The sequence below is a fragment of the Fulvivirga sediminis genome (assembly GCF_016757215.1).
Classification (GTDB): domain Bacteria; phylum Bacteroidota; class Bacteroidia; order Cytophagales; family Cyclobacteriaceae; genus Fulvivirga; species Fulvivirga sediminis.
In genome coordinates this window covers 44140-65717 of record NZ_JAESIY010000002.1, presented here as the reverse complement: position 1 = coordinate 65717, position 21578 = coordinate 44140, and the positions used below count along the sequence as shown (strand labels likewise).

Sequence of the window (21578 nt, the reverse complement as noted above, 5' to 3'; positions counted from 1 at the left end):
GCCGTGATCTACATTTACGACGATAGTTTTGATGGATTTCTTACAGTCATTTTTGATATATATGATCTGAAAATTCAGCCTGCGGATATTTGCAGAGAAAGAAATCATCAACCCAGCTTATTTGCTGAAAAAAGGACTATAATTACTGATGGTCACAAGGCCGGAAGAGTGCTCTCAGGTATTAAAAAGAAGCTTTCTTTACATGGTGTTCATGGCATATATAAATGTTGGCTATCAGAGCAGGTAGGCATAGAGATGATGCTGTTTCGATATATTTCTTATGCAATAAAGTCTAAGAGAAATATAGAAAATGATTTTTCTGATTCTGATGTGTTAGAAGTATCTCAGGTGGTAAAGAAGATTAATAGAGAGATACATCGTATGCATGCGTTCGTCCGGTTTCAAAAAACGCGAGATGGGGTTTATGCCGCCACTATAGCCCCTGATTTTGATGTGGTTACGTTATTGGCTCCCCATTTTAAAGAAAGATACAAGAGCCAACAATGGTTTATTTATGATACCAAGAGGCAATATGGTATTTATTATGATTTGAGCGAGGTAGTGGAGGTTAAGCTAGAAAATGCACAGTGGCAAGGGCGTAATAAGGTGAGCAGGTTAGTGCTAGCCGAAGAGGAAAAGGAATTTGAGTTGTGGTGGAAGAGTTATTTTAAGGCTACGTCCATAGAAGAAAGAGCCAATATAAAGCTACATTTAAAGCACGTGCCCAGACGCTATTGGCGCTATTTGCCAGAGAAGGTATAACTCTTCCTTTTATAAAATTAACTATTAAAGTGAGAGTAATTGTGCGTATTAACGCTTTCTCCTTTACCTAATTGTTGTATAACGTCTTCTAGTTTTTCTTCTGTGAAAATAAGCTCATTGTTCTTTTTAGCTATGATTTCACAAATGCTCAATACGCAATTTTTTTCTTCTTGACTCAAATCATCAACCTCTTCTGCATATAGTACCAGGGAGGTTAATTTCGACCTTAAGTCCAGAGATTGGTTTTTAAGCTTCCTGGCATATTCTGTGATTTGCTGAAAAGCTTCTTCTTTCTGTTTACTCATAGCGTTTTTATTTAGTTAAAACTCATTTAGAAATAAGTGGCTTTTTCTAAAATCGTTTACTTAATTGATCCCTTTAGAAATTACAAAAGAGACTTTCTTAATATACTAAATTCAAACATGCAAAGGGTGATGAAAGTTGAGAAATTAGGTCAACAATTTTAAAATTGTCATAGCTTGGGGCCTTATCACGGTTTTATTCGATTAAAGGGTGATCATGAAAAATGATCACCCTTATTAATCGAGCTTGTGAAAATCATAAATGTGGTTAAGTTTATGATGGTCACTTATTAAAGGTGTAGGTTAGTTTGTCAGACGGCTTATGCGGTCATTAATGGAGTAGAGGAAAGTGGTGATAGAAAATAGTGGTCAGGGTGTATTTCTTCTTCCAGGTAGAGCTTGCAGGCACTCACACTTTTTAAACAAAGGTTTTTAGTATTATTGACTTCCGATCCTTCATACTTATCACATTTTTTAGCCAAATCAGTGCAAATTTGACTGAATTGTTTAATCATTGTTCTTGGTATTTTATTGTCAGATAGTTTCATGATTAGCATCATTCCAGCATCTGCACAATCTATAGTGTCGCCCAGACAGTCCATATATTTACATTGGTTAGAACTAAGAGTAGCTAGGGCTTCGCTCGCACTTACGGTTTCATTTATTGTGAATAGCAATTCTGATTTTTCCATAGTCATGCTTATTAGGTTTCTACACTCCTATAGAATTATTATGCCAAATGTAATATTTGTCGATGAATTGCTCGAAAAACGGGATTAAGCGTAAGATTTAACTTTAAAAGTGTGGAGAAATTACACGATTAGTGGAATAAAAAGGCCACCTAGATCCTCATTTCAGAGATGTGGCAGCCGTGTTTTTAATTATTCTGAGTTGTAATTGTGATTGGATGGCCATTTTCCTTGGCAGGCTCTACATGTATCATTGCTTCTAAAACTTGCGGTAAATCATGCTGCACTGCATCTTTTACATTGTGGGCAATTTGGTGCCCATCTCTCACGCTAATATGACAGTTTACCCATATATGAAGGTCTACATGGTACATAAGTCCCATTTTTCTGAGGTTGCATTTTTCTACCTTAATCACGCCTTGAACACCTTCGGTGATATCTATGATCTGTTTATTCAACTCAGGATTCATAGATTCATCAAGTAGTTCGCCTATCGCGGGTCTTATGATGTGGTATACATTAATGAGGATGAAAATAGCAGCGAATAAAGCGGCATAATCATCGGCTTTTTCATAACCTTTTCCACCAATTATGGCTATTGAAATACCTATAAATGCTGCAGCGGAGGTAATGGCATCGCTGCGGTGATGAAAAGCATCTGCCTTCACTGCACCACTTTCTATTTCGTCTCCTGTTTTTAAAACAAAGCGATATAGAAGCTCTTTAGTGACAATAACTACTACCAAAATTACTAAAGTATAAGGCGCAGGTGTTTTATGAGGTTCAATAATGTGGTATATACTGTCTTTTACAATAAGATAGGCGGCAAATGTAAGTGCTATGCCTATTCCTACAGATATCAGTGCTTCTGCCTTGCCATGTCCATAAGGATGATTTTCATCTGGAGGTTTAGAAGACCATTTTAAACCAACCCACATCATGGCAGAGGTGAATACATCAGTGGTAGATTCTATAGCATCTGCTATTAGCGCGTAAGAATTACCCAAAATACCACCTAGTGCTTTAATAATAGCTAAAGCTGCACTGATGATAATACCAATAAGTGTGGTTTTCAGGGCTTTTTTATTTTTAATCTTGCCCTGATGATCCCTCTTTGCCATGTTTTTGTTTCTATTAGTTATTCTATGATAGAATATACTTAAATACGTCTAAAGCGAATATTTATCAATTAACTGTAGTTCTTCTTCCGTAAAGCTGGGCTGCTCAAGTGCTAACACGTTTTCTTTGAGTTGCTCAGGAGAGCTGGCGCCGATGAGTACAGAGGCCACCTGCTTTCGGGTGAGCAACCAGGCTATGGCCATTTGAGATAGTTTTTGCCCTCTCTGATGGGCTAACTCTGCTAGCGGCTTCACCTTTTGCAGGTTTTCTTTTACCACTTCAGAATCAAGATAAGTGAAATTTTTGGCAGCTCTGGAATCTTTGGGTATTTCTTTCAGATACTTATCAGTAAGCATGCCCTGAGACAACGGTGAAAATGCAATACATCCCAGATTATGGTCTTCCAGCGTATCTAAAAGATGATCTTCTACCCAGCGATTTAAAATAGAATATTTGGCCTGATGAATTATAAAAGGCACTTTTAGCTCTTTTAATATTTTAGCCGCTTCAGCTGTTTGCTTGTGTTCATAATTAGATATGCCTACATATAAGGCCTTTCCTTGTCTCACTATATCGGCTAAAGCCAGCATGGTTTCTTCCAATGGAGTTTCCGGATCAGGTCTGTGGTGATAATATAAATCCACATAATCCAGGTTCATTCTTTTTAAGCTTTGATCAATGCTGGATATCAGGTATTTTCTGCTGCCAAAATTGCCGTAAGGTCCAGGCCACATATCGTAACCCGCTTTGGTAGATATAAACATCTCGTCTCTCAAAGAAGAAAAATCTTTTTTTAGAATTGTGCCAAAATTGGTTTCTGCAGAGCCGTAGGGAGGTCCATAGTTATTAGCAAGATCGAAATGAGTAATGCCCAAATCAAATGCTGTTTTAAGCATATTACGACCATTCTCAAGGTTGTCTACAAACCCAAAGTTGTGCCATAACCCTAATGATATAGAAGGAAGCAATACACCACTTTTGCCGCAGCGGTTGTAGCTCATGTGGTCATACCTTTCAGTTGATGGCAGGTAAGGTTTATTGTTGGTTTTGTCGTTAATATGCATAAACTTATTAGTTAATCATTTTTACTATCGGTTTCATCTATGTCCACTCCCGGAGGATTGAATAATCTCCATTGATCTTTGATATAATTTCGCTGATCAAAAGTATTTACCCAGTCAATAAATAGCAGTCGATACTCTTCAATGGCTTCTCTGATCAGTTTGAGATAGACTTTTTGAGAGAATCCCATACTTTCAAGGGCTCCACAGTGAGCTATTAGGTCACGAGCCGCTTTTCTTATGAGCACAGCATTTTCCATGCGTAAGTCATATAGATCCGCCGCTTCAGCTCCAGCTACCTTTGCCGTGAGCTGGCAAGCATCCTCTAACATGTATTCCCTATAGGTATAGAGCATTAACTCATTCTCTGGTATCAGGTCAGTGATCTGTTCTGTAAGGTGGTAGATCTCTTTTCCTTTAAGATAAATAGGCAGCTCCTGCGGGTTTACATTATTCTCTTCATCACGATCGTACATGGTACATTTACTTATTGGGGTTTCAAAATTAACATTTCACCCCTAAAGGGCATAGGTAACTTTAGTATTTATAATGTTGGTGCTATATATTTATGATTATGACTACATATTCAAAGCAACACTGGATAGATAATTTAGGCTTATTACCACACCCCGAAGGTGGATATTATAAAGAGACTTATCGATCAGGTTTAAAGGCGGATTTTTTCGGTTTTGAAGGAGGAAGAAGCGTAAGTACGGGTATTTACTTTATGTTAGGCAAAGGTGATTTCTCTGCTTTTCATCGTATTAAGTCAGATGAAATGTGGCACTTTTATGATGGATCTGCTTTGGAGATACACATTATACATCCTGATGGTAAGTATGAAATGGTAAAGCTAGGAAGAAATATAAGTGATGGAGAAGTGTTTCAGTATGTAGTGCCAGCTGATAGTTGGTTCGGCTCGCGTTTAGGGCAATCCGGAGATTTTGCTCTGGTAGGCTGCACGGTAGCCCCAGGTTTTGATTTTAAAGATTTTGATATGCCTTCAAAGGCACATTTGATAAATAAATATCCTGATCATGAAAAAATTATAAGAGAACTTTCCCGTCAGTAGTAAAGGTTGCCTCATTGTAACTGTGAGAATAGAGAAAATGAGACAACCCATATTTCATGCGTTTTGCATTTCTTCTATATGTACAAAGTTGATGATGGATTTATTAATATTCTCCATCATATTATAGTAAGATCCGTGAGCAGCATTATCATATACTATGTATTCCGCACTAGGCAGTAGCTTAGTGGCTTGGTCTGCAGTAGCTTTAATGGGAACGGTAGTGTCTTTTTTTCCATGTATGACCAGAGCGGGCACCTGAATATTTTGAATCTCTTTTCTGAGATCTGTTTTCCCCCAGGTGTTAATGCTTTCTAAAGTAGCGTTTAAGTCTGCTTCCATCGCCATTTGATAAGTCCAGTCTAATACAGGCTGGCTTACATCGAGGCCTTGGTCAGCTCCATAGAAGCTTTTGAAAAAATCGTTAAAAAAGGCAGCTCTATCATTTTTAATATTGGCGGCTAATTCATTGAGAGCACTTTCAGGAACTCCTTCAGGGTTATCTACAGTTTTTAATAAAAATGGAGCTATTGAGCTGAGCAACACTATTTTAGAAATGCGATCTGAACCATGATTTGTGATGTATCTCACTACTTCTCCTCCGCCCATGGAGAAGCCTACCAATATTACATTATTAAGATCCAACTGGGTGAGAAGTGCGTTAAGGTCGGCCGCTAACGTGTCATAGTCATAACCAGACTTAGGCTTGTCTGATTGTCCGAAGCCTCTTCTGTCATAGGCAATACAACGGAAATTTTGCTGAGAGAGCTCCTGCATCTGAAATTTCCACATATCATGGTTAAGAGGCCAGCCATGTATGAAAACTACAGGTTGACCATGGCCTTGTTCTTGGTAGAAGAGGCTAATTTCACCTTCATCGGTTTGTGATTTAAAATATTCCATGTTTTTAGCTGTTATGTTTAATGTAGGTAATGAACCACGAAAAACTTTATATTGTTCTTTAAATTGATTTAATTTTAGAATCGTGTAAGGTATTGGTGTAAATAGTTGAAATTATATTCTTGAAATTGAAGTATTTAAAGCTATCGACATGATTCAAATATGGGTTCCATTAATACTAGGAGGCATACTTTTTATAATAGGCCTTTACTTTTACCTTAAATGCCAGGAGTTAATGTCTAAGGGCAAGCGCACCATGGCGAGGGTAAATGATTTTGTTCTACAGAAAAATATGTATTATCCTATCATTAATTATACTACTGAAAACGACGAGGTATTTATTGAGAAATTAAATATTGGTTCAAACCCTCCGAAATATAAGAAGGGTGATCAAATTCCTATCATTTATAGCGCACAGAACCCTCAGGACTTTATGATAGACGACCCGGTGTATACCGAGGTGGTTTATAAAATATTAATGGCTGTTGGTTTAATAGCAGTGGTCATTTGCGGTATGCACTGGCTGGGATACATTAATATTTTTCCTGATTAAATCTTAAATTATTATATTGATGGAAGCAGCTGATAAGGTTGTGTCCAATTTATCTAATCTACCTAATACTTTAATGTTAAAACCTAAGCCTATGGAAATGATTCAGGAAATTATTCCTTCTAAGTATCAAATCAAAGAATTGATTCATCAAAACACCTATTTGGTCAATGGCGAGTTAAAAAAATGGAGTGGAAAAACCACTGAAGTATACTCGTCTATTATTTCGGAAGGTGAAAATGGTGTATCCGGACCTACTTTGCTCGGGAGTATCCCTTATATGACCGAAGAAGGAGCCTTGGAAGCTCTACACTCAGCCTGCGATGCTTATGGCAAAGGGCAGGGTATATGGCCTACAATGAAGGTGACAGACCGTGTAAGTTGTATGGAGCGTTTCGTGGAGCAGATGAAGTTAAAGCGAGATGAGGTGGTGAAATTGCTCATGTGGGAAATCGGTAAGAGCCTGCCAGACTCGGAGAAGGAGTTTGATAGAACGGTAGAATATATCTACGATACTATTGAAGATTATAAGCAGCTAGACCGAGATAGTGCTAAGTTTCATAAACACCAAGGTGTGCATGCGCATATACGCCGAGGCCCGTTAGGGGTAGTGCTTTGTTTGGGGCCATATAATTATCCGCTCAATGAAACCTTCGCTTTGCTCATACCAGCTTTGATCATGGGTAATACCGCTATTTTTAAGCCTGCTAAGCATGGCGTGTTACTAATTACGCCGTTGTTAGAGGCTTTTAAGAGCAGCTTTCCGCGGGGTGTAGTGAATATTATCTATGGTAGAGGTAGGGAAGTAGCGGCTCCTATTATGAAAACAGGACGCATCGATGTGTTAGCTCTGATAGGCAATAGTAAATCCGCTATAGCACTTCAAGATCAGCATCCGCATAAAAACAGACTGAGATTGGTGTTAGGTCTGGAGGCTAAAAATCCTGCCATTATATTGCCAGATGCCGATCTGGACCTGGCTATAGATGAATGTATTGCAGGCACGCTTTCATTTAATGGGCAGCGCTGCACTGCTTTGAAAATCATTTACGTGCATGAGGATGTCAGAGAAGAATTTAATAGGAGGTTTTCTGCAAAGGTGGATGCTCTGAAGTTTGGGAATCCTTGGGATCCGGAGGTGAAGTTAACCCCGCTGCCCGAGCCAGGAAAACCAGCTTACATAAAAGAACTTATTGATGATGCAGAAGCTAAAGGCGCTTCAATTATTAATGAGCGAGGAGGGAAGACTACAGAAAACTACATATTCCCCGCAGTATTATATCCCGTTACTAAAAATATGCGAGTGTATGAAGAGGAGCAATTTGGGCCCGTAATACCAGTGCTGTCCTTTAAAAGTATAGATGAGCCTCTTGATGATATGGCTGATTCCAGCTATGGGCAGCAGGTAAGCTTATTTGGTAAAAATGTAAATACCATTGCACCACTAATAGACACTTTGGTGAACCTGGTGTGCAGGGTGAATCTGAACAGCTCCTGCCAGCGAGGACCGGATGTTTATCCTTTTACAGGTAGAAAAGATAGTGCAGCAAGTACTCTGAGTGTTCATGATGCCCTTAGGTCTTTCTCTATCCGTACTTTTGTGGCGTCTAAGGATAATGACTATAATAATAAGATTTTGAAAGATTTGTTAGATAGCAAAGCTTCAAACTTTGTCTATACAGATTATATTTTGTAAATCATTCAGAAGCCGAATAGAATAGGGCTTGGGTTAAACTCTGTACCCAAGCCTTATTTTCTCTCTTATAATTGGTTATTATTCACTGATGATGTTAAAGTCAGTAGAATATGACACCTGCTTCCACTCATTGATGCTATTCATGATAGTACCTATTTTAGCGGTAGCTCTTTCGTGTGCATCACTACCTAAAAATAGATTTACAGGTGGGTTTTCGTCTTCAATAAGTTTTAATAGTGCGTAAGCTACTTGATCCGGGTCTCCAATTTGATGGCCGTCAGTTGATTTAAATTTTGCATGTGCGTCTCTGACGTGTTTATAGTCTTCAATTTGATTTTCACTGAGTTCAATCGACTCATCTTTGGCAAATGCAGTTCTGAACCAGCCGGGAGAAATTATTGAGACATGAATACCTAGTGGTTTTAGTTCATTGGCCAGCCCTTCAGATAGGCCGTTTATGGCTGCTTTCGCTGCTCCATATACAGACCACCCTGTGCCAGGTGCAAATCCTGCAATAGATGAAATGTTGATTATATGGCCGCTTTTCTCTTTTCTCATGTGAGGTAAAGCCTGTTGTATTACTTTTATTATAGCGAAGAAGTTAATCTCAAAGCTCTTTTGGATTTCAACTTGGCTAAGCTCTTCCAGTGCTCCTCCAGTACCATAGCCGGCATTGTTTACTACTACATCTATTTTTTTGAATTGCTTTATTGTAGCTTGTATCGACTTTTTGATGGAAATTTCATCGCTTAAATCTACTTCTAATGGTAAAAAGGAAGCTGAGTATTGCTCATCTACTTTGTGTTCCAGGTTTTTAGCGTCTCTGCTGGTAGCAGCTACTTGGTGTCCTAGCTTTAATAATTGATTGGTTAGGGCTAACCCGATGCCTTTTGAGGCTCCGGTAATGTACCATACTTTTGTGTTCTTCATAGTTTTTTACACAAAACTAGGTGAGACGTTATGAGCTTAATTTATATAAGCCAAACCAAAATTTGCGCTATTCAAATATTTCTATATTCGGAAGGGGAATAGTGAGTATGCTTTTTGAAAAAACTATTGAAATGAGACTGATCTTCATAACCTAGGGCTATACTTATTTCTGCAATATTCCAATGGGTATGTTTTAGTAATGCTTTGGCTTCAGCCAACGTCCGTTCGGCTATATGTTCAGTGGTGGTTTTTCCAGTAACTTTTTTTAAGGCTCTGTTCAGGTAGTTTACATGTACGGCTAGTTGATCAGCAAAGTGTGCTGGTTTTCTATATATGAAATTTTGATCTATGCTCTTAACAGGGAATTGTCTTTCTAGTAGTTCTAGAAAAACAGAAGTAATTCGCGCATTAGCATCTGTGGGGCCAGGTTTAACCTGGAGCGGTTCATATTTTAATGCAGAATATACTATTTGAGAGACATAACTTTGAATAAGAGCCGATTTATAGCTGAAATCAGAGTCTATTTCTTTTTTTATTTTTTCAAATAAAGTGTAGATGTCTGCTTTTAATGCGTTGGAAATCTTAAAAATGGGCTTGGCATTTGGTTTAAATAAAGGCAAGTTGGGTAGGCTTATTCTTAGGTTTTCTGCGAAAAACTCTTCTTTAAAAACGCAGAAAAAACCTTTAGTATCTGGTGTTAGTGGTTCGTATGAATAGGGGGTACTTGGGTTGAAAAATAACAGGGTAGTTCCCTCTACGGGAATACTTTCATCTCCAAAATGAAAAATATTGTTGCCTTCATATAGCATAATTTTATAAAAATCTCTGCGCACGTAAGCTGGGGTTTCATATTTAAACTTTATGTTCTCTTCTATATTAAAAATGTCAAAAAGGCCTATTTCATGATGCCTGATTTGGGGCGGTAATAGAAATTTATGATTATAAAATTCTTCTAATGACTCCACGCTTATGTGTTTTAATTGATATAATCTTAATTACTTTTAGTTTTTTGCTGCACTTTGGATGAATAATTCTTCAGGATTATCACTTTATTTTTGCATATATCTCAAGGCTAATAAACTGACCATTTTTTATTTCACAATCTCTCATAGTTCCTTCATGTTTAAAGTTGAGTTTTGTTAATGCCTTCTTGCTGTTTTCATTGTCTGATTCTACAAATCCTTCTATTCTATGTAGGTTAAGCTTATCGTACCCATATCTACAGATCTCTGGCAGTGCCTCTTGTATAATCCCTTGTCCCCAAAAAGGAGGTAGAAGCCAAAAGCCAATTTCTGCCTTATGGTGTTGATGTAATACGTCATTCAGGCCTGCTGCACCATAAAAAGTTTTATTATCAGCAGAGTTTATGGCCCACCAGTACTGGTCAGGAGCTGCGTACCAATCCATCTGCTCTTGGGTTGCTTCTAAGCTGTTGTAACTTATGCCATAGTATTGTATAACTTCAGGGTCTGACAGACCTCTGTAGATATTCTCAATATCCATTTCATTTATACTTCTGATAAGAAGGCGATTTGTTTTAATAGAGGGTAGATTATTCATCACAATATTTGTCAATAACCTTGAAATAAATTGACCTGTTTTAAAATTAAGTCAATAGAACCATCATTAACTATTACTATAATATAAAGGAGTTTATGCCTTGGTTCTTTCAAAGATATTTATAAAAATCAACATCATGTTAAGTGGCCTTTAGGCTAATAAAAAAGCCGTACTCAATGAAAAGTACGGCTTTCTATCTGACGTCCTAGGTGTAATTATGATTTGCGAACGGTTTTTACTCTAGTCAGTAATAAGGTTTTGTTAATAGTATTGTGATATCTTGATGGTTTTTCTTCAATGTCTACTACTTTAAACGTATCTACTATTAAGTCATTCCTTACTATTCTTATGAATATAGAATTTCCTTTGTCAATCACCTTAATGATGGTAGGTGATAGGTAGTACGATTTATCATAGTTTTGATTGCAGGTGGAGAGATCGGTCCAAATAAATTTGGAATCTGAAATCATACCCCATTCTATGAATTTGCAGCACTCTATGTTAGGGTAATAATTTTTATGTAGCTGGTGTATTTTTATAGTGTCTTGCTCGTAATACATACTGTCATCATTACAACTAACATAAAGAGCTTTTTCAGATTTATTTGCAAAATTAGACTCTATAAAATGTTTAATCTCTTTCCTTTTAAGGTAAGCTGAAGAGTTACTATTTTCTTCGTCTGGTATACGGGCCATTCCTTCGGAATTAGTTTCTGCCATAGCTAGGTTGGCTGGTTGAGCGTACACAATTCCAGAGATTAGAGTAAATATGGTAAGTATAATTATTTTCATGATCTTTCTCATTGGTGGTACCTTAATTATTGCCAATTAGTTGCCAAAGCCTGTTTTAGCTCATTTTGAGCTATGAAGCCCTTGTAGGGTCATTTCCGCGAGGAAGTATTTCTACATGATTGTATATTTATAGAGGAGTAGTGAATTGAAATTTCTACTGATTCAATTGTTGATAATGATTAATAAAAAGTAATTACTGATTTGATTTAAAAGCTGTGAATTTCGGCTTGTTATTTATAAAACGGATTTAATTAATATATTTATTTAAAAAATAAATATATTTGAAGTGAAATGGGTGCTATTTGATGCTCTGATCTTTTAATAAAATAGGCATGATTAACACTCACTATCTTATAAAAATCTATTTAAATGACTTTACAACAATTACAATATATAGTAGCGTTGGATACTCACAGACATTTTGTGAAAGCAGCAGATAGCTGCTTTGTAGCCCAGCCTACACTTACACTGCAAGTAAAGAAACTGGAAGAGGAGATAGGGATTAATATTTTTGACCGCTCTACTCAGCCTATAGCACCTACTTTAATGGGGGAGCGTTTTATTATTAAGGCACGGCAAATACTAAGAGAAGTGGCAGGCCTTAAAGAAATGGTAAATCAGGAATTGAATGAGGTCAAAGGAAAATTTAAAATAGGGATAATACCAACCATAGCGCCTTATTTATTACCGTTATTTTTGAAAAATTTCAGTGATGATCATCCAGATATCTATTTGGAAATAAAGGAGATTCAGAGTGAGGAAATTATTGCAGGTATTCAAAATAATACATTAGATATTGGAATTATGGCTACTCCTTTATCAGAAAGCCATGTTCGGGAAATTCCTTTATTTTATGAGCCTTTTCTGGTATATGCACATCGAGATCATCTGCTATTGAAAAAGGAAGCGGCAGATCCTGCTAATATTGAAAGAAAAGGGCTTTGGTTATTAGATAAAGGTCACTGTTTTAGAAATCAGGTATTAAATATTTGTGATGAAGAGCGACATAATAATACTGAAACTAGAATATCTTTTGAGAGTGGATCTATAGAGACTTTAAAAAATATGATCCAAAGTCATAGTGGCTTTACATTGATACCGGAGTTGGCAGTACACCCTAGCTATGATAATGATTTTGTGAAACGATTTAAAGAACCTCAGCCAGCCAGAGAAGTAAGCTTAGTGGTGCATAATAGTTTTACCAAAGAATTATTGCTTTCAAAACTCAGAAAATATATTTTGAAGGGAGTGCCTGATGGCTTTAAAAAGAACGAGCGCTTCATTACCGTGAAGTGGAGGTAGTCTCACAGTTAGTAAGCTGCCATTCTAATCTTATTAACTGAAAAAAAATAAAATCGTGAAACCTATAGAATGCTTTTACGTTATTAAATTGTGTACAATATAATTGCCTGCAATGAATAAATTTCTTTTAGAGAATCAGATTTGCTTTAAAATGCACGCTATATCAAGGCTGCTCACCTCGCATTATAGACCATTGCTAGATAAGTTGGATATAACTTATCCGCAATATCTGGTAATGCTGGTGCTATGGGAAGAGGAGGCTTTGTCAGTAAAAGAACTTGGAGAGCAGTTGTACTTAGATAGCGGCACACTCACTCCACTGCTTAAACGGATGGAGAGTAAGGGTATTTTGGAAAGAAAGCGCAGCGAAGTAGATGAAAGAAGTTTAATAGTAAGGCTTACAGATTCAGGTATGAACATGAAAGTGGAGGCAGAATGTATTCCAGATGAAATAGTAAAGTCTTTGGATATGAATAAAGAAGAGTATGATTTTCTGAAATCGAGACTTAATGAAATATTAAATAAGTTAAATCAAAAATAAATAATACAATTATGAAAGCGATATACACAGCACAGGCTACTGCTACAGGCGGTAGAAATGGACACGTTAAATCATCAAACGGCGTATTAGATGCAGATGTTAAAATGCCTAAAGAGTTGGGCGGTCCTGCAGAGGAGAATTTAAATCCTGAAATATTATTTGCAGCAGGTTATGCGGCTTGTTTTGATAGTGCATTGAACCTGATGATAAAAAATGCTAAGGTAAAAACAGGAACCACTTCAGTTACTGCTGATGTTAGCATTGGTAAAAATGGAGAGGCTTTTGGTCTTGCTGTTAAATTAGAGATTAATATTCCGGATGTTGACCAGGATACAGCTGAAGAATTAGCGAAAAAAGCGCACGAAGTTTGCCCTTATTCTAACGCTACAAGAAATAATATTGACGTAGAGTTGGAAGTAACTACCAAATAATCATTACCTTTGCTCGCTGTTGGAACATAGATTATTGAAGTTGGTGAGTGATGAGGATAAATGACGCTGTTGATAGAGTGAGTGAAACTGCTAAGAAAAGCGGTTACATAAGTACGGAAGATAAAGTGCAGGAGATTTTAGAGTCAATACGTATGGCTCCTACCTCTATGGGGGTTCAGCCGTTTCAGGTTTTTGTGATAAAAGATCAAGAGTTAAAGGGGCAGTTACTTCCTGTAACTTTTGATGAAAAGGAAATCGAAGATTGCTCTCATCTCTTAGTATTTGCAGCATGGGATAAGGTGACAGAGGCTAGAGTGAAAACTTTTATAGATATTAACATTGAAGTAAGAAATTTCACGCCAGAAAAATTGGCACCTCTGGGCGCTAAAATGGAAGAATACATAAAAGATACTCCTGAAAATAATTTTCTGTGGGCTGCTCGTCAGGCGTATTTGGCTTTTGGAGTAGGGTTGGTAGCCGCGGTTAAAGCGAACGTGAAGGCCACTCCAATAGAAAGTTTTAAATCTGAGGGCCTTGATAAACTGTTGGGGCTTAAAGAATTAGGGTTAAAGAGTGTTGCTATGATGCTTTTAAGTGATAAGATAGAGAAGAGAGATAGCGTAGCAGCACCTAAAACAGGCAAGTCTGAAGAAGATTTGCTAATACATGTGTGAAAGTTGGCTTAGTTTTAAAATATAAAGCTGTATTCATGATTTGAATGCAGCTTTTTTTATTTTAAGCATCTTTCATATACTATAATACGTACTCATATTTAGAGTTTAAACGACAAATTTAAATGGAGAGAAGAGAAGATATAAAGTACTCAGTTTTGGAGCTTGCCCCTGTTCTTTCAGGTGGTACTCCTAGAGATTCTTTTGATAATAGTGTGGCTTTAGCCAGACATGTGGAGAAATTGGGTTATAAACGTTTTTGGCTGGCAGAGCATCATAATATGATAAGTATTGCGAGCGCTGCAACAGCAGTGCTTATTGGTCATATTGCAGGAGCTACGGAATCTATCCGTGTGGGCTCTGGTGGTATTATGTTGCCAAACCATTCGCCGCTTATCGTTTCGGAGCAGTTTGGCACCTTAGGGCAGTTATACCCTGGTCGTATAGATCTTGGCCTTGGTCGTGCGCCTGGTACAGATCAAACTACAGCTCATGCCATTAGACCAGACCGTATTCAGGCGGTACACCATTTCCCTAGAGAAATAGAGCAAATTCAGGAATATTTTTCTCCTGAAAATGCTCAGGCAAGCGTAAGAGCTACTATGGCAGAGGGCATAGATGTGCCTATGTATATTTTAGGTTCTAGCACAGATAGTGCTTATCTGGCCGCTGAGAAAGGACTGCCTTATGTATTTGCTAGTCATTTTGCACCTACTCATCTGTTTGATGCTTTGAATATATATTATAATAATTTTAAACCTTCAGCATATTTGAGTGATCCTTACACTATTGCAGGAGTAAATATTATAGCTGCGGCCACTGACGAGGAAGCTGATAGGCTTTCTACTTCTATGGTTAGGATGATGCTAGGTGTTTTAACCAATAAGATGGACTATTTGCAGCCTCCTATTGATATGACTCCGGAAATAAGAGAGCTTATAGAAAATCCGGCCTTTCAAAGGATGATGAAGTATGCTTTTGTGGGATCTAAGGATACTGTGAAAGAGAAAACCGCTCAATTTTTGAAAGATACTGGCGTAAATGAATTGATAGTAACCTCTAACGTTTATGATATTAAAGACAGGTTGAAATCATTCACTATCTTTTCTGAAGTGATGCATGAGCTTAATATGGTAGAGCAGAGTGCATAAAAGAAGGTAGAAAAGCATAATTTCAATATGAATTAAAGCCGTATCAATGACAGTATTGATACGGTTTTTTATTTTGATGAATTAATGAAGGTATGAAATACTTTAAGAGGCATTGGAATGAATCAAGAGGAGATGAATATGATTCATGGGGTACTTCTTACTGGTGGTTTGAAACTACAGATCAAGGAGAAGTGATTAGGCAGATGGAATTTTACGACACAGGAACGGTACTTAAATATCATGAGCATTTTCGGGAAGATGAGTATGGTGGTTTAAGTGAGGTCTCATTGGATATAGAAGAGTTTGAATCCTTTGCTATTTCTAGAAGTGATTTTGAGTCTCAATGGAATACAAGCCAACATATGACATAGCGATCACTGACAAATGTCATATTCTCATATTTGAGAACAGATTAAATTTGCGGCCGGTTTTTAAAAAGAATAGGTAAGATGCAAAGTCGCAAGATAGAAATTATGGCACCTGTTGGTTCGTTTGAATCACTCTCTGCAGCTTTAAATGCAGGCTGTAATTCAGTATATTTCGGTGTAGAGCAGCTCAATATGAGAGCACGATCTTCTGTTAATTTCACCACAGAAGACCTTAAGGAAATAGTAAGGAGATGTAATGAAAAGGGGGTGAGAAGCTACCTTACTATTAACACGGTGCTTTATGATCATGATATCAGGCTTATGAAAACTTTGGTAGATCAGGCCAAAGAGAGCGGCGTGTCCGCAGTGATTGCTTCAGATCATGCGGTGATGTCTTATAGCCGAAAAATTGGCCTTCCTGTTCATATTTCAACTCAGGCCAATGTTACCAATATAGAAACCATTGAGTTTTATAGTGCTTTTGCTGATGTAATGGTCCTATCACGTGAGTTGAGCTTAAGGCAGGTGGCTCATATTACCAGAGAGATCGAAAGACAGCAGATTACCGGTCCTTCTGGCGAGCTGATCAGAATAGAGGTTTTCGCTCATGGAGCCCTTTGTATGGCGGTTTCTGGAAAATGTTACCTGAGCTTGCATTCACATAATGCCTCGGCCAATAGAGGTGCCTGTATTCAAAATTGCAGAAAAACCTATGTAGTGACTGATGATGAAGGCACAGAGCTGGCCATAGATAATGAATATATAATGAGTGCCAAGGACTTATGTACCATTGGGTTTATAGATAAAGTGGTAGAAGCAGGTGTTCAGATTTTGAAAATAGAAGGAAGAGGCAGATCAGCGGACTATGTGGATACTACTATAAGCTGTTATAAAGAGGCAGTAGATGCAATTGAGGCTGGTACTTACACCGCAGATAAAATTGAAGACTGGACTAACCGTCTGGCTAAAGTATATAATCGTGGTTTTTGGGATGGCTACTACCTAGGCCGTAAAATGGGTGAATGGAATAATACTTATGGCTCTAAAGCCACTGAGAAGAAGATTTACATTGGCCGTGGAGTAAAATATTTTGGCAAAATAGGGGTGGGTGAGTTTCAGCTGGAGGCCCATCAACTCAACAAAGGAGATAAGATATTGATTACCGGGCCTACTACCGGAGTAGTTTATGCCAATGTAGAAGAGCTCAGAAAAGAAGATTTATCAGTGGAATATGTAAGTAAAGGAGATACTTTTTCTATGCCTATAGAAAATGCAGTCCGTGCCTCTGATAAGTTGTATAAAATAGTAGATGCCTGATGCCTCGTATACTTTTTCAACGGAATAAATGTATAGGATGTAACGCATGCGTAGAAGCAGCCCCCAACCGTTGGCGTGTTTCCATGCGCGATGGTCGCTGCAATCTAGTGGGGGGCATAGAGAAAAAAGGCATTTTTCAAACAGATATACACATGGTAGAACTGGATGAAAATCTACAAGCCGCAGCCAACTGCCCCATGCGCATTATTCAGGTGGATGAGGGAAGGTGAGGCTTTTTTCAATCACATAGATTAATATTTAATTCCAATCTAATTTTTTGCTCACATCCTTTTACACCTTATTTGCGTATGGATAAAAGGTATGAGATCCTACAAAATACAAAAGTTCATTTTTTTCTTCGTGATTGTTGGTTCCTTAAGCTTCTGGGTATGTGATTGGGTGCCTATTGAGGTCACAAATAGAGTCATTCGTGATCTATTTACAGTAGTGGTGTTATGCGGCACTTTTTTATTATTGATTTTATCAGCCGGCAATATTTATAGGAGTAGTAAAACCAAGAGAATAGTACTAACTATTGCTTTCATTTTACTGATCCTGCATAATTTAATATTCGCCTTTGTAGCTTCATGGCGCCCTGTCTATGAAGATAAAAACGTATTGTGGACTGATCCTGAAAACCAAAGTAGAAAAAAGGTAGCACAACATGCTATGCTAGGCGTGAGTGTTGATCTTTATCGTACAGCAGAAATCATAGAGATAATGCCTGGTTTTCGGTATATTGTGGCTTCGGAGGGGCTATGATGAGATTTCTTGAGCGTGATGACTTAATCTGATGTGTTTATTCTGTAATTGATATTTCAAATAAAAGGCCTTTTGGAAATAAAAGGCCTTTTATTACTAATAAGTATTTATAATTACCACTGTTTAACAGAGGTTTTTAATCCCTGATATTGATAAATAATATTTTCAACATAATTAGAGAATTTATTGACATTACCACTCGTTGCCATTAGGTAATAATCTTTTATCTCTGAGTGACCCGTAGAATTTGATGAATAAAACGCCAAATAACCTGGCATACTATTAGCTATGGAAGCTCCTTTTAGCACGAAGTAGTGAACACCTATACCTGAATGAGTAGGAAGTAGGCCTATAGATGTTAGCACTAAAGGATCTCCATCCTTTGAAATTTTAACTTCATCAGAATTTCTCTCTACTTCAGTCATACTTACATACTTAAAAGCAAAAATATATTCATTCGACTTTATGTCTATGCTTTCGTTCAGGTCATCTTCATTTGATCTCGTGCATAGTGTAAAATCCTTTGCACCAGAATTGAGTAAATTAGTATCAGATATGAAGGTGGTGTCGTTTAGGCCCGCAGTAGAGACTTTGTACATCTGGCTTTCTAGGGCATCATATTCTTCTTTTGTTACTTCAATCCAGTCTCCGGCTGAAGCTTTATTATAAGAGTCAATTGAAGTAGATAAAATATGTAGAATATCATCTTTGTCGTTCAGATTGATAGTAACGTTTGATAACTCAAAAATTTCTCCTACGCTAATCCTTACAATGGCCTTAATATCTTGATTTAATTCGTAATTAAAAATAGAGGCCTCGGCAATTGTGAGTTCTCCGGTCACGGCATTTATTTGCATTGCACCAGCAGGTGTCTGGGAATCTATGCTAAAAATTATTTCACCTGTATTTGTGCTTGCAGGTACCGTACCTATTGATGTTCCTGTATCTGAGTTTTCATCTATGGAAGTAGTGTAGTCCGAAGCAGTAATAGTTGTAACAACTTCATCATCGTCCTTACATGAAAAAAGAGCAATATATATAACCAAAAGAACCCCAAATTTCAATGATTTTTTCATTCTGAAATGCTTTAATAAAATTTAAAAAATTAATGTATACTAAATGAAGCTTCATGTTTAAATCAATAGGGTTAATGATATGTAACCTTTAATATTTGATTTACAGTTGATTAACTTCTTTTTACTTGTTTCAGAATCTTTATATTGTCTAATAATAAACTATTTTATTTAATCATATCATCTACAAGTTATCTTATATATTTTTTATGTTTAATTTGATTTTTTTACATTAATAATGAATGTGCTATTTTATAAATAGCTTAGACTTCTATGTACAGGAGTGGATGCTGCTGTCAGCTCGGCCATAATTATATTATGCTGAAAGATTTGGATGTTACCTTTGCTTAAGATCACATTAGCTCGGGGCTCAGCGGCTAGTAGGCCGGAAAAGAATGATAATTTTGATAAAATGAAGGTACATGACTTCACAGTTCCTGCCAATGGCTACATAATGGTATATCTTAATAACGAAGGAGCCAATCTTACAGAAGCCTACTTTGATGATATGCAGCTGACATTAGAAGAATCTCCTATAATTCAGGTAGATGATTATTATCCCTTTGGCTTGGCTTTTAACTCTTATCAGAGGACCAGTGCGCAGCCTAATAAATATCTTTATAATGGAAAAGAACGTATAACTGATCTTGATTTAGGCTGGGATGATTACGGTGCCAGGATGTATATGTCAGATATTGGCCGTTGGGGTGTTATTGATCCTATAGCAGATAAAAGAGACTGGTTAACTCCTTACAATTATGTTCAAAATAATCCTTTGATTAGGATTGATCCTACCGGTATGTTAGATGAGTACGGTTTAGATACGGAAACAGGCAGTCTAACTTTTATAAGGGAAACCGAGGGTGATGATGTTATTTATACGGGAACGTATGAAAATGGAGAATTCATAAAAGATGGCGGTTCAAAAACTTTCACAAAAGGCTCGAGTAATATTAAAGAAATTACTACAGAGAGAATGGACGACGGAACGGTATTTGATGCTGGAGATGCTCAGTATGAAGGTTTGATATTTAAAGAGGGATATTTGCAGGAAGGTTTAGCTGTAATGGAGTTCATTTCATTTAAGACTGAAATAGAGTTGAATGCCTGGGGCTATGAAAGTAAAGATGGCCAAGGATTATATATTGAAAAATGTCATGAGAATGATTTTGCTAAGTCAAAGGAGTACCTTGATTTAGATAGTTATTATGTACCTGATTTAGGTAAGAAAATTGGTAACGTACATACGCATCCTAGTACTCGTAAAGGATATGGTATAGCAAATGATAATGATATTGAAATCAGAAATACTGGCGTAAGTAAAGAATTTAAGCATTTTATTAATTCTAGAAATAATGGATGGGTCGAATATTAAATTCATGAAAATTTTATTTATACTTATTACATTATCTTTTTCATGCACAAATACTTATGATGATAGTGTTAATACCAAGGCCTTAGATGAGATCGTTTACAATTATATTAACATGTTCAATTCACAAGGTTTTAAGGGCAAAGAATTCTTGTTAAGAGTAGATATTGACTCAGGGTATAATGAATATGATATATATAAGATACATATGACTCCAAATCTATTAAGTAATTATGAATTGCCTAATAAAATTGATAGCCACGAAGGTATTAAAATAGCTTATTTCACTAAATCTATGACATCCAAAGTATCAATAAGTAGAATGCGAGGCGAGCTTTCGCAAAGGAATTTTTATAGGGAGGATTCATCTTTGTATAGATATCACTATCCAGAATGGCTTGTTTTAAAAAACAAGCTTGATGGTAATCTTTTTCTTTTTAAAGATTCAAAAAGTGAATAATAATGGATTGTATTTTTTATGTAATTATTATAGAGGAATATAAATAATATAAGTCATTGCGCAATGCGAGGCTTTTTTTATGGATAAGCCGTCTGGTTTTGCATCCTCCGTTGCCTCCATGCCAAGCATGGAGTCATGATTACCTCAGCTCTTTGAATAAGCTGATTCAGCTTTTTGCAATTTGATTTAAAAATCTCACAAAACGCTAAGCCCTTAACACAATCATCTCTTTATAATTGTTTAATATTGATCTCAAAACAGTCTTCATTTTTGTTAGCTTCTATGGCTTTTACCTTGTAATCGCTTAGCTCCCACAAAAGTCAAGGTGAGACCTTAGTTCAACGTCATCAATGGTGCAAAGATGGTTTTGCAGAGCAGAACCCCTTGGAGTATCCTGGTCGAAAATAAAAACAAGGGGTTCAATATGTCCATTTTCCATTTCCATAAGAATTATTTTCTAGTATCCACTAGGCACTTTATGGGGTTTATCAGCGAAAGGAAGTGGTGGCATCTCTCTCATACAACGGACCAGTCATAACATAAACCACCTTGTATTTATTTACCATATTTCTTACTTTTTCTTCAAGTGCCAGCCAGGCTCCTTGGTTTAAATAAGATTTTTGAGGTGTAATATTAGAAAGGTAATTAGCTTTATAGTAATTTAGTTAAGCCATCCTTTTATATTAAAATGTTCGATCTGG

General features: G+C 36.9%; 26 protein-coding genes and 1 pseudogene. 15 read left to right on the top strand and 12 right to left on the bottom strand.

Annotation, left to right across the window (positions count from 1 at the left end; translation table 11 throughout):
* Positions 1-3: 3 nt before the first annotated feature.
* Complete coding sequence (locus JL102_RS03660) at positions 4-762, top strand: TIGR03915 family putative DNA repair protein (protein ID WP_202242622.1); 759 nt, start codon at positions 4-6, stop codon at positions 760-762.
* 17 nt (positions 763-779) lie between these two features.
* On the opposite strand, the gene JL102_RS03655 is transcribed toward JL102_RS03660, so the two are convergent.
* The 5 genes from JL102_RS03655 to JL102_RS03635 form a co-directional block, all read right to left on the bottom strand.
* Positions 780-1067 (bottom strand): hypothetical protein, encoded by a 288-nt coding sequence (locus tag JL102_RS03655; RefSeq protein ID WP_202242620.1) that lies wholly within the window; start codon positions 1065-1067, stop codon positions 780-782.
* A 317-nt stretch (positions 1068-1384) separates the two neighbouring features.
* Positions 1385-1756, bottom strand: a complete 372-nt coding sequence (locus JL102_RS03650; protein WP_202242618.1) for a hypothetical protein — start codon at positions 1754-1756, stop codon at positions 1385-1387.
* A gap of 185 nt (positions 1757-1941) precedes the next feature.
* A complete protein-coding gene (locus tag JL102_RS03645) occupies positions 1942-2874 on the bottom strand; it encodes a cation diffusion facilitator family transporter (RefSeq protein ID WP_202242617.1) in 933 nt (310 codons plus the stop codon).
* Between the two features lie 48 nt (positions 2875-2922).
* Entirely contained in the window at positions 2923-3936 is a 1014-nt protein-coding gene (gene mgrA / locus JL102_RS03640) for an L-glyceraldehyde 3-phosphate reductase (protein WP_202242615.1), read from the bottom strand.
* Between the two features lie 11 nt (positions 3937-3947).
* Positions 3948-4409 carry a hypothetical protein gene (locus JL102_RS03635; protein ID WP_202242613.1) on the bottom strand — a complete coding sequence of 154 codons (462 nt, stop codon included), beginning with the start codon at positions 4407-4409 and terminating at the stop codon, positions 3948-3950.
* Positions 4410-4507: 98 nt separating this feature from the next.
* On the opposite strand from JL102_RS03635, the gene JL102_RS03630 reads away from it, so the two are divergent.
* Positions 4508-5005, top strand: a complete 498-nt coding sequence (locus tag JL102_RS03630) for a cupin domain-containing protein (RefSeq protein WP_202242602.1) — start codon at positions 4508-4510, stop codon at positions 5003-5005.
* 54 nt (positions 5006-5059) lie between these two features.
* Here the strand turns inward: JL102_RS03630 and JL102_RS03625 are convergent, their stop codons facing one another.
* Positions 5060-5905: an alpha/beta fold hydrolase gene (locus JL102_RS03625; RefSeq protein ID WP_202242600.1), complete on the bottom strand. Its 846-nt coding sequence runs from the start codon at positions 5903-5905 to the stop codon at positions 5060-5062.
* Between the two features lie 148 nt (positions 5906-6053).
* Here JL102_RS03625 and JL102_RS03620 point away from each other — a divergent pair, with 148 nt between their 5' ends.
* Together JL102_RS03620 and JL102_RS03615 are read left to right on the top strand one after the other, a co-directional pair.
* On the top strand, positions 6054-6455 hold the full coding sequence (locus JL102_RS03620; RefSeq protein WP_202242598.1) for a DUF3592 domain-containing protein: 402 nt from the start codon (positions 6054-6056) through the stop codon (positions 6453-6455).
* A gap of 73 nt (positions 6456-6528) precedes the next feature.
* Positions 6529-8148: an NADP-dependent glyceraldehyde-3-phosphate dehydrogenase gene (locus JL102_RS03615; protein WP_237390379.1), complete on the top strand. Its 1620-nt coding sequence runs from the start codon at positions 6529-6531 to the stop codon at positions 8146-8148.
* 78 nt (positions 8149-8226) lie between these two features.
* Here JL102_RS03615 and JL102_RS03610 read toward each other — a convergent pair whose 3' ends face one another.
* The 4 genes from JL102_RS03610 to JL102_RS03595 form a co-directional block, all read right to left on the bottom strand.
* Entirely contained in the window at positions 8227-9078 is an 852-nt protein-coding gene (locus JL102_RS03610; RefSeq protein WP_202242596.1) for an SDR family oxidoreductase, read from the bottom strand.
* A gap of 71 nt (positions 9079-9149) precedes the next feature.
* Positions 9150-10043 (bottom strand): AraC family transcriptional regulator, encoded by an 894-nt coding sequence (locus tag JL102_RS03605; RefSeq protein ID WP_202242594.1) that lies wholly within the window; start codon positions 10041-10043, stop codon positions 9150-9152.
* A 79-nt stretch (positions 10044-10122) separates the two neighbouring features.
* The gene (locus JL102_RS03600) at positions 10123-10638 is read right to left on the bottom strand and encodes a GNAT family N-acetyltransferase (RefSeq protein WP_202242592.1); all 516 of its coding nucleotides are present in this window, start codon (positions 10636-10638) and stop codon (positions 10123-10125) included.
* Positions 10639-10853: 215 nt separating this feature from the next.
* A complete protein-coding gene (locus JL102_RS03595; RefSeq protein ID WP_202242590.1) occupies positions 10854-11429 on the bottom strand; it encodes a hypothetical protein in 576 nt (191 codons plus the stop codon).
* Positions 11430-11798: 369 nt separating this feature from the next.
* On the opposite strand from JL102_RS03595, the gene JL102_RS03590 reads away from it, so the two are divergent.
* The 9 genes from JL102_RS03590 to JL102_RS03550 all read left to right on the top strand — a co-directional run bounded on the left by JL102_RS03590 (position 11799) and on the right by JL102_RS03550 (position 17972).
* A complete protein-coding gene (locus JL102_RS03590) occupies positions 11799-12731 on the top strand; it encodes a hydrogen peroxide-inducible genes activator (RefSeq protein WP_202242588.1) in 933 nt (310 codons plus the stop codon).
* Between the two features lie 112 nt (positions 12732-12843).
* The gene (locus JL102_RS03585) at positions 12844-13272 is read left to right on the top strand and encodes a MarR family winged helix-turn-helix transcriptional regulator (protein ID WP_202242586.1); all 429 of its coding nucleotides are present in this window, start codon (positions 12844-12846) and stop codon (positions 13270-13272) included.
* Between the two features lie 11 nt (positions 13273-13283).
* Positions 13284-13703 (top strand): organic hydroperoxide resistance protein, encoded by a 420-nt coding sequence (locus JL102_RS03580; RefSeq protein ID WP_202242584.1) that lies wholly within the window; start codon positions 13284-13286, stop codon positions 13701-13703.
* 50 nt (positions 13704-13753) lie between these two features.
* Positions 13754-14377 (top strand): nitroreductase family protein, encoded by a 624-nt coding sequence (locus JL102_RS03575; protein WP_202242582.1) that lies wholly within the window; start codon positions 13754-13756, stop codon positions 14375-14377.
* 122 nt (positions 14378-14499) lie between these two features.
* Positions 14500-15525, top strand: coding sequence for an LLM class flavin-dependent oxidoreductase (locus JL102_RS03570; protein ID WP_202242580.1), 1026 nt, complete (start codon positions 14500-14502; stop codon positions 15523-15525).
* Positions 15526-15617: 92 nt separating this feature from the next.
* Entirely contained in the window at positions 15618-15896 is a 279-nt protein-coding gene (locus tag JL102_RS03565; RefSeq protein WP_202242578.1) for a hypothetical protein, read from the top strand.
* A gap of 78 nt (positions 15897-15974) precedes the next feature.
* Positions 15975-17210 carry a peptidase U32 family protein gene (locus JL102_RS03560; RefSeq protein ID WP_237390377.1) on the top strand — a complete coding sequence of 412 codons (1236 nt, stop codon included), beginning with the start codon at positions 15975-15977 and terminating at the stop codon, positions 17208-17210.
* Positions 17210-17440 carry a ferredoxin gene (locus JL102_RS03555; RefSeq protein ID WP_202242577.1) on the top strand — a complete coding sequence of 77 codons (231 nt, stop codon included), beginning with the start codon at positions 17210-17212 and terminating at the stop codon, positions 17438-17440. The genes JL102_RS03560 and JL102_RS03555 overlap by 1 nt, the downstream gene beginning before the upstream one ends.
* Positions 17441-17531: 91 nt before the next feature.
* Entirely contained in the window at positions 17532-17972 is a 441-nt protein-coding gene (locus JL102_RS03550) for a hypothetical protein (RefSeq protein ID WP_202242575.1), read from the top strand.
* Between the two features lie 113 nt (positions 17973-18085).
* Here the strand turns inward: JL102_RS03550 and JL102_RS03545 are convergent, their stop codons facing one another.
* On the bottom strand, positions 18086-19048 hold the full coding sequence (locus tag JL102_RS03545; protein WP_202242573.1) for a cadherin repeat domain-containing protein: 963 nt from the start codon (positions 19046-19048) through the stop codon (positions 18086-18088).
* Between the two features lie 340 nt (positions 19049-19388).
* Between JL102_RS03545 and JL102_RS03540 the strand changes: the two genes are divergently transcribed.
* Positions 19389-20420, top strand: a complete 1032-nt coding sequence (locus tag JL102_RS03540) for an RHS repeat-associated core domain-containing protein (protein ID WP_202242571.1) — start codon at positions 19389-19391, stop codon at positions 20418-20420.
* A gap of 4 nt (positions 20421-20424) precedes the next feature.
* Positions 20425-20877: a hypothetical protein gene (locus tag JL102_RS03535; protein WP_202242569.1), complete on the top strand. Its 453-nt coding sequence runs from the start codon at positions 20425-20427 to the stop codon at positions 20875-20877.
* A gap of 488 nt (positions 20878-21365) precedes the next feature.
* Here JL102_RS03535 and JL102_RS24085 read toward each other — a convergent pair.
* Positions 21366-21512, bottom strand: a pseudogene (locus tag JL102_RS24085) (DNA/RNA non-specific endonuclease); the annotation flags it as partial.
* Between the last annotated feature and the right edge of the window lie 66 nt (positions 21513-21578).

Excerpts from the sequence above, each read along its gene's own strand:
- JL102_RS03655 (WP_202242620.1), bottom strand. The coding sequence starts at position 1,067 with ATGAGTAAACAGAAAGAAGAAGCTTTTCAGCAAATCACAGAATATGCC.
- JL102_RS03650 (WP_202242618.1), bottom strand. The coding sequence starts at position 1,756 with ATGGAAAAATCAGAATTGCTATTCACAATAAATGAAACCGTAAGTGCG.
- JL102_RS03645 (WP_202242617.1), bottom strand. The coding sequence starts at position 2,874 with ATGGCAAAGAGGGATCATCAGGGCAAGATTAAAAATAAAAAAGCCCTG.
- mgrA (WP_202242615.1), bottom strand. The coding sequence starts at position 3,936 with ATGCATATTAACGACAAAACCAACAATAAACCTTACCTGCCATCAACT.
- JL102_RS03635 (WP_202242613.1), bottom strand. The coding sequence starts at position 4,409 with ATGTACGATCGTGATGAAGAGAATAATGTAAACCCGCAGGAGCTGCCT.
- JL102_RS03630 (WP_202242602.1), top strand. The coding sequence starts at position 4,508 with ATGACTACATATTCAAAGCAACACTGGATAGATAATTTAGGCTTATTA.
- JL102_RS03625 (WP_202242600.1), bottom strand. The coding sequence starts at position 5,905 with ATGGAATATTTTAAATCACAAACCGATGAAGGTGAAATTAGCCTCTTC.
- JL102_RS03620 (WP_202242598.1), top strand. The coding sequence starts at position 6,054 with ATGATTCAAATATGGGTTCCATTAATACTAGGAGGCATACTTTTTATA.
- JL102_RS03615 (WP_237390379.1), top strand. The coding sequence starts at position 6,529 with ATGTTAAAACCTAAGCCTATGGAAATGATTCAGGAAATTATTCCTTCT.
- JL102_RS03610 (WP_202242596.1), bottom strand. The coding sequence starts at position 9,078 with ATGAAGAACACAAAAGTATGGTACATTACCGGAGCCTCAAAAGGCATC.
- JL102_RS03600 (WP_202242592.1), bottom strand. The coding sequence starts at position 10,638 with ATGAATAATCTACCCTCTATTAAAACAAATCGCCTTCTTATCAGAAGT.
- JL102_RS03595 (WP_202242590.1), bottom strand. The coding sequence starts at position 11,429 with ATGAAAATAATTATACTTACCATATTTACTCTAATCTCTGGAATTGTG.
- JL102_RS03590 (WP_202242588.1), top strand. The coding sequence starts at position 11,799 with ATGACTTTACAACAATTACAATATATAGTAGCGTTGGATACTCACAGA.
- JL102_RS03585 (WP_202242586.1), top strand. The coding sequence starts at position 12,844 with ATGAATAAATTTCTTTTAGAGAATCAGATTTGCTTTAAAATGCACGCT.
- JL102_RS03580 (WP_202242584.1), top strand. The coding sequence starts at position 13,284 with ATGAAAGCGATATACACAGCACAGGCTACTGCTACAGGCGGTAGAAAT.
- JL102_RS03575 (WP_202242582.1), top strand. The coding sequence starts at position 13,754 with ATGAGGATAAATGACGCTGTTGATAGAGTGAGTGAAACTGCTAAGAAA.
- JL102_RS03570 (WP_202242580.1), top strand. The coding sequence starts at position 14,500 with ATGGAGAGAAGAGAAGATATAAAGTACTCAGTTTTGGAGCTTGCCCCT.
- JL102_RS03565 (WP_202242578.1), top strand. The coding sequence starts at position 15,618 with ATGAAATACTTTAAGAGGCATTGGAATGAATCAAGAGGAGATGAATAT.
- JL102_RS03560 (WP_237390377.1), top strand. The coding sequence starts at position 15,975 with ATGCAAAGTCGCAAGATAGAAATTATGGCACCTGTTGGTTCGTTTGAA.
- JL102_RS03555 (WP_202242577.1), top strand. The coding sequence starts at position 17,210 with ATGCCTCGTATACTTTTTCAACGGAATAAATGTATAGGATGTAACGCA.
- JL102_RS03550 (WP_202242575.1), top strand. The coding sequence starts at position 17,532 with ATGAGATCCTACAAAATACAAAAGTTCATTTTTTTCTTCGTGATTGTT.
- JL102_RS03545 (WP_202242573.1), bottom strand. The coding sequence starts at position 19,048 with ATGAAAAAATCATTGAAATTTGGGGTTCTTTTGGTTATATATATTGCT.
- JL102_RS03535 (WP_202242569.1), top strand. The coding sequence starts at position 20,425 with ATGAAAATTTTATTTATACTTATTACATTATCTTTTTCATGCACAAAT.